The organism is Streptomyces sp. NPDC001549 (assembly GCF_042894025.1).
GTDB classification, from domain to species: domain Bacteria; phylum Actinomycetota; class Actinomycetes; order Streptomycetales; family Streptomycetaceae; genus Streptomyces; species Streptomyces kutzneri.
The window spans coordinates 125933-136201 of record NZ_JBIAVJ010000028.1 but is presented as its reverse complement, the minus strand read 5'-3'; the positions used below and the strand labels follow the sequence as shown (position 1 = coordinate 136201).

General features: G+C 73.3%; 10 protein-coding genes. 6 read left to right on the top strand and 4 right to left on the bottom strand.

Features of this window, described 5'->3' with window-relative positions:
* Positions 1 to 156: 156 nt before the first annotated feature.
* On the bottom strand, positions 157 to 1461 hold the full coding sequence (locus ACFY04_RS35070; protein WP_389123290.1) for a helix-turn-helix domain-containing protein: 1305 nt from the start codon (positions 1459 to 1461) through the stop codon (positions 157 to 159).
* Between the two features lie 173 nt (positions 1462 to 1634).
* Between ACFY04_RS35070 and ACFY04_RS35065 the strand changes: the two genes are divergently transcribed.
* Entirely contained in the window at positions 1635 to 3170 is a 1536-nt protein-coding gene (locus tag ACFY04_RS35065; RefSeq protein ID WP_389123288.1) for a DUF6350 family protein, read from the top strand.
* A 145-nt stretch (positions 3171 to 3315) separates the two neighbouring features.
* Here ACFY04_RS35065 and ACFY04_RS35060 read toward each other — a convergent pair whose 3' ends face one another.
* On the bottom strand, positions 3316 to 3900 hold the full coding sequence (locus ACFY04_RS35060; protein WP_389123286.1) for a hypothetical protein: 585 nt from the start codon (positions 3898 to 3900) through the stop codon (positions 3316 to 3318).
* A 243-nt stretch (positions 3901 to 4143) separates the two neighbouring features.
* Here ACFY04_RS35060 and purN point away from each other — a divergent pair, with 243 nt between their 5' ends.
* A complete protein-coding gene (gene purN / locus ACFY04_RS35055) occupies positions 4144 to 4767 on the top strand; it encodes a phosphoribosylglycinamide formyltransferase (protein ID WP_109783989.1) in 624 nt (207 codons plus the stop codon).
* On the top strand, positions 4764 to 6359 hold the full coding sequence (gene purH, locus ACFY04_RS35050; protein ID WP_389123284.1) for a bifunctional phosphoribosylaminoimidazolecarboxamide formyltransferase/IMP cyclohydrolase: 1596 nt from the start codon (positions 4764 to 4766) through the stop codon (positions 6357 to 6359). The genes purN and purH overlap by 4 nt, the downstream gene beginning before the upstream one ends.
* 85 nt (positions 6360 to 6444) lie before the next feature.
* On the opposite strand, the gene ACFY04_RS35045 is transcribed toward purH, so the two are convergent.
* Positions 6445 to 7137, bottom strand: coding sequence for a hypothetical protein (locus ACFY04_RS35045; RefSeq protein WP_389123283.1), 693 nt, complete (start codon positions 7135 to 7137; stop codon positions 6445 to 6447).
* 246 nt (positions 7138 to 7383) lie between these two features.
* Here ACFY04_RS35045 and ACFY04_RS35040 point away from each other — a divergent pair, with 246 nt between their 5' ends.
* Together ACFY04_RS35040 and ACFY04_RS35035 are read left to right on the top strand one after the other, a co-directional pair.
* Complete coding sequence (locus ACFY04_RS35040; RefSeq protein WP_389123281.1) at positions 7384 to 8244, top strand: bifunctional methylenetetrahydrofolate dehydrogenase/methenyltetrahydrofolate cyclohydrolase; 861 nt, start codon at positions 7384 to 7386, stop codon at positions 8242 to 8244.
* Positions 8234 to 8773 carry a DUF3017 domain-containing protein gene (locus tag ACFY04_RS35035; protein ID WP_389123279.1) on the top strand — a complete coding sequence of 180 codons (540 nt, stop codon included), beginning with the start codon at positions 8234 to 8236 and terminating at the stop codon, positions 8771 to 8773. The genes ACFY04_RS35040 and ACFY04_RS35035 overlap by 11 nt, the downstream gene beginning before the upstream one ends.
* Here ACFY04_RS35035 and ACFY04_RS35030 read toward each other — a convergent pair.
* Positions 8760 to 8972, bottom strand: coding sequence for a hypothetical protein (locus ACFY04_RS35030; RefSeq protein ID WP_389123277.1), 213 nt, complete (start codon positions 8970 to 8972; stop codon positions 8760 to 8762). The two genes, ACFY04_RS35035 and ACFY04_RS35030, sit on opposite strands and share 14 nt — an antisense overlap.
* Positions 8973 to 9255: 283 nt before the next feature.
* On the opposite strand from ACFY04_RS35030, the gene ACFY04_RS35025 reads away from it, so the two are divergent.
* Entirely contained in the window at positions 9256 to 10245 is a 990-nt protein-coding gene (locus ACFY04_RS35025; RefSeq protein ID WP_314248294.1) for a malate dehydrogenase, read from the top strand.
* The last annotated feature ends 24 nt before the right edge of the window (positions 10246 to 10269 follow it).

The following is a 10269-nucleotide window of genomic DNA, read 5'->3' as shown; positions in this document are numbered from 1 at the left end:
CGGCCTTGGGGCCCCGGGGCTTGTTGGGCGCACCGCGCCCTACCCACCCGGCCCCGGGGGCCGCGCAACGCCCCGCCCAAATTTAGGCCCCCCCCCCCCGGGGGGGGCCCCCCCCCCGGGGGGGGGGGGGGCCCACGCCCGTTCCCATGCCCGTTCTCATTCGGCCTCCGGGGCGATCCGCGCCGGTCCGGCCTCCGGGTCGGCGAGCAGCTTGTCGTGGAGCTGCCTGCTCCGTTCGGTGAGCTGCTGGGGGCCGGCGAGCGGGGGCACGCCGGAGACGCTCTCGCCGGGTGCCAGCGGGGGCTCGTAGTGGGTGGGCGCGGTCATGACCGTGTAGGCCGTGGAGACGGCGATCATCGCCGTCAGGCTGAGGGTCGCGCGGGTCCACAGCCGGGTGCGCCGCTCGCCGCCGCCGCGGACGGCGGCCGCCGGACGCGGGTCGAGGTCGACGGCCGGCCGCAGTGCGGTGAACAGGTCGCGCAGCAGCGCGGACTGCTTTTCGAGCGGTACGTCGGCCAGTTCGGGGATCCGGTCGGCGAGGTCGGCGTGCGCGTGCACGAGCCGGTGGCCCGCGGTGGGTGTGGTGGCCTCGGTCTCGGCGGCGGTGTCGGGGAGGTCGAGGCCGACGCCGTCGTAGAGCAGGACGGTACGGCGGTTCGCGGGGGGCAGCGAGAGCAGGGCGTCGAGCAGGATCCGGTCGGCGGGCTCTGCGGGCGGCTTGTCGAGATGGCGGTGGGCGTGCCGGAACCGGTGCCAGGGGGAGAGCGCGTACTCGTACACGATCGCGCGTACCCAGCCCACCGGGTCGGGATCGGCGGCCACCTCGGGCCACCGGTCCCAGGCCTGGACGAAGGCCTTCTCCACGGCCTCCATGGCGAGTGCCCGGCGGCCGGTGAGCAGGTAGGCCTGCCGGGCGAGGTCGCGGGCGGCGTGGGCGTAGAGGGCGTCGAAGGCCTCGGCCGGGCCCGGTACCGGGACCCTTGCGGGGGCGTCGGCGGGGAGCTCGTCGGGCTCGGTCCGCCCGTCTGCGGCCTGTGCGTCTGCGGGCGGTGCGTCTGCGGCCTGTGCGTCCCCGGGCGGCGCGTCCGTGGTTCGCCCGTCCGAGGCCGGTCCGTCCGAGGCCGTTCCGACCGTGGTCGGTCCGTCCGGGGCGGGTGGGTCCGCGGCGGGTTCCTCCGCCGCCCTTGCCGTCTTCGCCTCCCCGGGCGCCCCGGCGGGACCGGCGTCCTGCGGCGGGGCCGCCAGGCGCGCCAAGAACTGTGTGTACAGCTCGCGCTTGCGCCCGCGGGGGGCCGTGCGGCCCGATTCCCAGGAGCGGATGGTCGACGCGGTGACCCCCACGGCCGCGGCGACCTCATCGTGCGTCAGTTCCGCCGCCTCGCGCAGTCTGCGGCGCTCCGTGGGGGCGGGCAGGCTCAGCTCCGAGTCCTCTGAGGAGGTCGTCTCGACGCTTCGTGTCATGCCACACTCCCCGCGAACCGGCCGCTCTGGGCGAAAAAGTACATAAACGTATATTGAGCGACACCACGGATATTCGCCTGTTACCCGTCCATAGCGCGTGTCGTTGGCACCATGGCGGGGTGACCCAAGTGACCGAACGCGGGACCCCGTTGTCAGCGGCCCCGCGAGCCGGCGTGCGACGCCGTTCACCGGCCGCCGCCGCATGCGTCGTGGGCGGCGCCGTGGCGGCCGGACTCGGGCTCGGCTTCCTCGCCGTGCTCGTCATCGTGCTGTGGATCAGTTCCCCCTACCCCGACAGCGGCCCCGGCGGGGCCCTGCACCTGGCCGCCGGGCTGTGGCTGCTCGCCCACGGGACGGAGCTGGTGCGCTACGACACCCTGTCCGGCGTCCCCGCACCCGTCGGAATGACGCCCCTGCTCCTCGTCGTGCTGCCCGTGCTGCTCATGCGGCGGGCCGCCCGGCTGGGGTGCGCCGCCGAGGAGGACGACGAGGAGGTGCTCCCCGCCGGGGCCGTGTTCTCGGCCGTGCTCTGCGGATATCTCGCCGTCGGGGCCCTCGTCACGGTGTACGCCGTCGGCGGCCCCATGTCGGCCGACCCCATCAGTGCGGCCTGGCACGTACCGCTGGTGGCCGTACTCGCCGCCGCCGCCGGGGTGTGGGGGGCCCGGGGGCGTCCGCTCGGGCCCTTGCCGTCCTGGCTGCCCGGGGGCGTACGGAAGGCCGTCGTGCGCCCCCGATATGCGCTGGCGCTCCGGGCGGGCGCGGGTGGCGCCCTGGTGCTCCTGGGCGGCGGCGCGCTCGTCGTCGGCGCCTCGCTCGCGTGGCACGGCGCCGAGGTCCAGGCCTCCTTCCTGTCGCTGACGGGGGTCTGGTCGGGCCGCTTCGCCGTACTGCTGCTCGCGCTCACCCTGATCCCCAACGCCATGGTCTGGGGAGCGGCCTACGCGCTCGGGCCCGGCTTCGCCCTGGGCGCCGACGCGACGGCCACCCCGCTCGGCTTCCCGGGCGCGCCGGGGCTGCCCCGCTTCCCGCTGCTGGCGGCGCTCCCGGCCGAGGGGCCGGGAACCCCGCTGACCTGGGCGGTCGTCGGGGTTCCGGTGGTCGCCGGGCTTGCCGTGGGCTGGTTCGCGGTACGCCGGGCGCGCGAGGTCTCGTACGGGGAGACCGCGCTCACGGCGGCCCTCGGCGCGGTGGTGTGCGGCCTGACGATGACCGGGCTCGCGGCGGCCTCGGCGGGGCCGCTGGGCTCGCGGCGGCTGTCGGAATTCGGGCCGGTGTGGTGGACCACCGGGGTGGCGGCCTTCGCCTGGACGGCGGTACTGGCCGTGCCGGTGGCGGTGGCGGTGCACGCGTGGCGGACCCGCCCGGCCATCGGGCCGTCCGCCCTGGATGCCGATGACGCCGTCGCGGTGGACGACAGGTGGCACGACAGCGGGGTGCGGGAGATCCGGTGGGCGGCGATGCGGAAGGCTGCGGGGGCGCTGATTCCGGACATGGCGGTGGCGCCCGTGCCTCCGGCGGTTCCGGCGGTTCCTGAGGCTGTGCCTGGGGGGCGGGGCCGGCGGGCCGTGACCGTGGTGTCCGGACTGGATCTGGATCCGGGCCTGCTGGCCGGGGCGGCCGGGCCGGCCGAGGCGGTGTCAGCGCCGTTGGCTCCGCCGGTGGTCGGGGCGCGGGTACTGGCCCGGCGGAAGCCGCCACCGGAGTAGGCCGTTCGGGTGGGGCGGGTGCGGCGCCGCTGCCGGGGCTCCGCCCCGGACCCCGCGCCTCACATGCCGGCGAGGCTGAAAGAGGGGCGGCCGGACTGGGGGTGGGGAGGCGGGAGGGGCGCCTCAAGCGCCCCTGGCCCAAGGATTACTGGCGGACCTTCAGGATGTCGCCCACCAGGTTGTCCGGGAGGAGGGTGTTGCACTGGAGTTCCGCCGACTTGGTGAGGGCGTCGTCGCGGCAGACGTAGAAGTCCTTGTAGGCGAGCTGCAGGGCGTACGAGCTGAACGCCAGCAGGATCGCCAGTGAGGCCGTGACCAGGCCGCTCACCGCCGCGGTGCGCTGGGGGCGGGCCGCGGGGCCCAGGGCGTCCAGGCCGGCCGGTGCCGCCGGGGCGCCCTCGGCGGTCGCCGGTGCGGGCTTGCCGCGCAGCGCGCTGATTCCCCAGTAGAGGGCGAGTGCCCCGAGCAGCAGTCCCACCGACGGGATCCCGAAGATCCCGAAGAAGAAGCCCCACATGCCGGCCAGCAGCGCGTAGCGGGCGCGGCGCTGGACCGGGTCCGTCGGGTCCCAGCGCGCCGGACCCCGCTGGCCGTCCGAGTCCTTCGGGCTGTCGCCGTTCCCGCCGCCACCACCGCTGCGCGGCTGCCAGGGCTGGTCGGGCCGGCCTTCCGGCGGAGCCGCGAAGGGGTTGTCGTCGGTGGGGGAGTCGGGCTGACGGCGGTCCGGCATCGGGTGTGTTTCTTCCCCTGTGTCATGGACGTCGCGGGGACGTCGTGGCGAGGTGAGGCCAGTTTGCGGCTTGTACGCCAGACGCTACCGCCCGGCCGTCCCCCCGTCCCTCGGGGGCTGTCCGGTGTACCGGTATCGTTGCAGGCGGTCGGTGGCTTCGTATGGTTCCCCATATACCGGTACCCCGAAGTTTCGTATGACCACACAAGACGAACACCGCAATCCCGCGAGAAAGGGCCTCCCATGGCCGCCTCCCGCCTGGTCGTGCTGGTCTCCGGTTCCGGCACCAACCTCCAGGCCCTGCTCGATGCCATCGACGCCCACCCCGGCGGATCCGAGGGCTTCGGCGCCGAAGTCGTCGCCGTGGGGGCCGACCGCGAGAACATCGCCGGCCTGGAGCGGGCGGAGAAGGCGGGGATCCCCACCTTCGTCTGCCCGGTCAAGGGCTACGGCAGCCGCGCGGAGTGGGATGTCGCCCTCACCGAGGCGACCGACGCGTACGCGCCGGACCTCGTCGTGTCCGCCGGATTCATGAAGATCGTGGGCAAGGTGTTCATCGACCGCTTCGGCGGCCGGTTCATCAACACCCACCCCGCCCTCCTCCCCGCCTTCCCGGGTGCGCACGGCGTACGGGACGCCCTCGCCTACGGCGCGAAGGTCACCGGCTGCACGGTCCACTTCGTGGACAGCGGCGTGGACACCGGTCCGATCATCGCCCAGGGTGTGGTCGAGGTCCGGGACGAGGAAGACGAAGCCGCTCTCCATGAGCGCATCAAGGAAGTCGAGCGCCAGCTGCTCGTCGATGTCGTGGGGCGTCTGGCCCGGCACGGCTACCGCATTGAGGGACGAAAGGTAACAATCCAGTGACCGCCGTAGAGAGCAACGACCCGACCACGACCCAGCGGCCGATCAGGCGTGCGCTCGTCAGTGTCTACGACAAGACGGGACTGGAAGAGCTGGCCCGCGGGCTGCACGAGGCGGGCGTCGCGCTCGTCTCCACCGGCTCCACCGCCTCGAAGATCGCCGCCGCCGGGGTGCCCGTCACCAAGGTGGAGGAGCTGACCGGCTTCCCCGAGTGCCTGGACGGCCGGGTCAAGACCCTGCACCCGCGCGTGCACGCCGGCATCCTCGCCGACCTGCGCCTGGAGGACCACCGCGACCAGCTCGCCGAGCTGGGCGTCGAGCCCTTCGACCTGGTGATCGTCAACCTCTACCCCTTCCTGGCGACCGTCCAGTCGGGCGCCACCCCCGACGAGTGCGTGGAGCAGATCGACATCGGCGGCCCGTCGATGGTCCGCGCCGCCGCCAAGAACCACCCCTCGGTCGCGGTCGTCACCAGCCCGGCCCGCTACGCCGACGTCATCGCGGCGGCCCAGGGCGGCGGCTTCGACCTCACCGCCCGCAAGCGGCTCGCGGCGGAGGCCTTCCAGCACACCGCCGCCTACGACGTGGCCGTGGCCTCCTGGTTCACGAACGCGTACGCCCCGGAGGCCCCCGAGGACGACGCCGCGGCGCTGCCCGAGTTCCTGGCCGGCGCCTGGGACCGCAAGTCGACCCTGCGCTACGGCGAGAACCCGCACCAGGCCGCCGCCCTCTACACGGACGGGCAGCCGGGCGGGCTCGCCAACGCCGAGCAGCTGCACGGCAAGGAGATGTCCTTCAACAACTACGTGGACACCGAGGCCGCGCGCCGCGCCGCCTACGACCACGACGAGCCCTGCGTCGCGATCATCAAGCACGCCAACCCGTGCGGCATCGCGGTCGACACGGATGTCGCCGCGGCCCACCGCAAGGCGCACGCCTGCGACCCGCTGTCGGCCTTCGGCGGCGTCATCGCCGTCAACCGCCCGGTGACCGTCGAGCTCGCCGAGCAGGTCGCGGAGATCTTCACCGAGGTCATCGCCGCCCCCGCCTACGAGGACGGCGCGGTCGAGATCCTGGCCAAGAAGAAGAACATCCGCGTCCTGAAGGTGGACGGCACCCCGCACCAGCCGGGCGACCTCAAGCCCATCTCCGGCGGTGCGCTGCTCCAGCAGAGCGACCTCTTCCAGGCCGAGGGCGACGACCCGGCGAACTGGACCCTGGCCACCGGCGAGGCCCTGTCCCCGGCGGAGCTCGCCGAGCTGGCCTTCGCGTGGAAGGCCTGCCGGGCCGTCAAGTCCAACGCGATCCTGCTCGCCAAGGACGGCGCCTCGGTCGGCGTCGGCATGGGCCAGGTCAACCGTGTCGACTCGGCGAAGCTCGCCGTCGAGCGGGCGGGCGCCGAGCGCGCGCAGGGCTCGTACGCCGCGTCCGACGCCTTCTTCCCGTTCCCGGACGGGCTGGAGATCCTGACGGCCGCGGGCATCAAGGCCGTGGTCCAGCCGGGTGGTTCGGTCCGTGACGAGCAGGTCGTCGAGGCCGCGCAGAAGGCCGGTGTGACCATGTACTTCACCGGGACCCGGCACTTCTTCCACTGAGTCCGGCCCACGGCCCCGACCTACGGCGAAGGCCGCGTCCCGCACTGCGGGGCGCGGCCTTCGCCGGTTCTGCGGACGAGCGGGGTCAGTAGCTCGGGCGCTTGAAGTAGTCGCCGGCCTTCGCGAGGCCGATGACGATCGTGAGGCCGAGGGCGAGGGAGACCAGGGCGGGCAGCAGGGCGATGGCGGTGGGGCCGCCCGAGTGCTCGCTGGCACCGACCGCGGCCAGGTTGACGAGCACGCTGATGACGGCGAAGAAGGTCTGGATCGAGCCGTAGACGATGCCGGAGACGCGCACCCCGTTGCGGCCCTTGCCCATCTTGGCCGCCGTCAGGATCGGCCACAGGGCGAGGCCGATCAGGAAGAGACCGCCGATGACGAAGCCGATGCCGACGGCGGCCCCCGCCTCTTCCGCCGAGGAGCTGGAGGAGCCCGAGAGGGCCGAGGCGAAGACGGCACCGCCGATGATGACGAACAGGCCGAGCAGCGCCTGCAGGCTGCCCAGGATGAAGAGGATGACGCGCGCGGCCTTGGCGCCGCCCGGCATCTCCATGTGGGCCCCGGGGTATCCGCCCGGACCGCCGGGATAGCCGCCGGGCCCGCCCGGGTACCCGCCGGGACCGCCCGGGTACCCCTGCGGGGCCTGCTGCGGGTAGGCGTAGCCGCCCTGCGGCGGGATGCCCTGGGGGGCCTGCTGGGGGTAGCCGTAGCCGGGCTGGCCCTGGGGGGCCTGGGGCGGCTGCTGTCCGTACGGATTGTGCGGTTCGCCGAAGCTCATGTTGGGGTGTTCCTCCGTGGAAGTGCGGGGACGCACGGCATGAGCGCGGAGGAATCCTGCACGGTGCGGTCCCGCCCCCCGGCACTGCCCGCGGCACATCAGTCGTTTCATCGTGGTCCGACGGGGCCGGGCTTGTCCAGTTGGTTGTGGAACGGCCGGTGACTTGTTGTGCAAGTGCAATGAACCCTGAGCGCCTGCGAGTGCCTTGAGTGGAACCGGGGCCACCTCATCCGGGAGGATGGGGGCATGACTGCCCAGATTCTCGATGGCAAGGCCACCGCCGCCGCGATCAAGTCCGAACTGACCGCCCGCGTGGCGGCCCTGAAGGCCCGGGGCATCACCCCCGGCCTCGGCACCCTCCTGGTCGGTGACGATCCGGGCAGCCGCTGGTACGTGAACGGCAAGCACAAGGACTGTGCCGAGGTCGGCATCGCCTCCATCCAGCGCGAACTGCCCGGAACGGCCTCCCAGGAGGACATCGAGGCGGTCGTCCGGGAGCTCAACGCCAACCCCGAGTGCACCGGCTACATCGTCCAACTCCCGCTCCCCAAGGGCATCGACACCAACCGGGTCCTGGAGCTGATGGATCCGCTGAAGGACGCCGACGGCCTGCACCCCATGTCGCTCGGCCGGCTGGTGCTGAACGAGCCGGGACCGCTGCCCTGCACCCCGTACGGGATCGTCGAGCTGCTGCGCCACCACGGCGTCGGCATCAACGGCGCGCACGTCGTCGTCCTCGGCCGCGGGATCACCGTCGGGCGCTCCATCGGCCTGCTGCTGACCCGCAAGTCCGAGAACGCCACCGTGACGCTCTGCCACACCGGTACGCGCGACCTCTCCGCGCAGCTGCGCCAGGCGGACATCATCGTCGCGGCGGCCGGCGTCCCGCACCTGGTCAAGCCGGAGGACGTGAAGCCGGGCGCGGCCGTGCTCGACGTGGGCGTCAGCCGCGACGGGGAAGGGAAGATCGTCGGCGATGTGCACCCCGGCGTGGCCGAGGTGGCCGCGTGGATCTCGCCGAACCCGGGCGGGGTCGGCCCGATGACCCGGGCCCAGCTGCTCGTCAATGTCGTCGAGGCGGCGGAACGGAGCACCAGTGCAGGCTGAACCGGACGCGGAGAACGCGGCGGGCGGCGGCGCGGCCCGGGCGAACGGCACCCCCGTCGCTCCGGGCGTGCCCGCGACGCCCGGCGTGTCCGGCGCGCAGGCCGGTCCCGCCGCGGCCGCGGCCGGGGCCGAGCCGGCGGTCAGGTCCCGCCGGTTCCCCTCCATCACCCGGGACACCGCCCGCCCCGAGGGCAGCGGCCGTGCCGTTCCCGGGGCCGTGTCCACGCCGGCCCGTCAGTGGCCGATGCTCAGCGTGCTCACCGCGACCGCGGTCGGGCTGCTGGCCACGGCCTTCGGGCATCCGCGGGTCGGCTGCCTGGCCATCGGCGTGGCCCTGATCGCGGCCTCGGTGATGCGGCGCGTGCTGCCCTCGGTGGGGATGCTCGCGGTGCGCTCCCGCTTCACGGACATGATCACGTACGGGCTGCTGGGCGTGGCGATCACGCTGCTCGCGCTGGTGATGGCGGCGCCCAAGCCGTGGCTGGTGATCCCGTTCATGGAGAGTGCGGTCCGCTTCACCGTGCGGTGAGCGGCGCGGGCGGCCCGGGTGGTGCGGGTGGCGTGAGTGACGTCAGCGACGTGAGCGCGGCCAGGGTGGCCGCGACGGCCGGCTGCGTCTCCGTGCCCGCCCGGACCAGGACGTCCAGCGTCCGCCCCGGGCCCGGCAGCTCCCGTACGGCGACGCCGGGCGGCGGAGCGTCGCACAGCAGCTTCGGCAGGATCGACACGGCCTGCCCGGTGGCGACGAGCCAGAGCCCGGACCGCAGCTCCGCGCACTCGGGGCACCGGACGGGCCAGATATTCCTGGTCGAATAGCGGTCCGGGGGCCGGTCGGACCTTCGAACATCGGGGTCCGTGTGCCGTGCACCACACGGACCCGGGGATTAGCCCGGTCCCGGGTCGGATAGCCTGACCGCGGATGTCTCTTCACGTCAAGATTTACTGGGGAGCGGCGTCCTCCAGCACATGGGGCAGGGACGCCCCACCGCCAGCTGTCTAACGGAGAAGGCCATGACCCGCACTCCCGTGAATGTCACCGTCACCGGCGCCGCCGGCCAGATCGGCTACGCGCTGCTCTTCCGCATCGCTTCCGGTCACCTGCTCGGCGCGGACGTGCCGGTCAAGCTCCGTCTTCTGGAGATCCCCCAGGGCATGAAGGCCGCTGAGGGCACCGCCATGGAGCTCGACGACTGCGCCTTCCCGCTGCTCGCCGGCATCGACATCTTCGACGACCCGAACCAGGGCTTCGACGGTGCGAACGTCGCGCTGCTCGTGGGCGCCCGCCCGCGTACCAAGGGCATGGAGCGCGGCGACCTGCTCGCCGCCAACGGCGGCATCTTCAAGCCGCAGGGCCAGGCCATCAACGCGCACGCCGCGGACGACATCAAGGTCCTGGTCGTGGGCAACCCGGCCAACACCAACGCGCTCATCGCGCAGGCCGCCGCCCCGGACGTACCGGCCGAGCGCTTCACCGCGATGACCCGCCTGGACCACAACCGCGCGATCTCGCAGCTGGCCGCCAAGACCGGCAGCACCGTCTCCGACATCAAGCGCCTGACCATCTGGGGCAACCACTCGGCGACCCAGTACCCGGACATCTTCCACGCGGAGATCGCCGGCAAGAACGCCGCCGAGGTCGTGGGCGACGAGCTGTGGCTGGCCGACACCTTCATCCCGACCGTCGCCAAGCGCGGCGCCGCGATCATCGAGGCCCGTGGCGCGTCGTCGGCCGCCTCGGCCGCCAACGCCGCCATCGACCACGTGCACACGTGGGTCAACGGCACCGCCGAGGGCGACTGGACCTCGATGGGTATCCCGTCGGACGGCTCCTACGGCGTCCCGGCCGGTCTGATCTCCTCCTTCCCCGTCACCTGCAAGGACGGCAAGTACGAGATCGTCCAGGGCCTGGACATCAACGAGTTCTCCCGCACCCGCATCGACGCCTCCGTCCAGGAGCTGGCGGAGGAGCGCGACGCGGTTCGCGAGCTCGGCCTGATCTGATCCGGTCGCCCGACCCGATCCGCT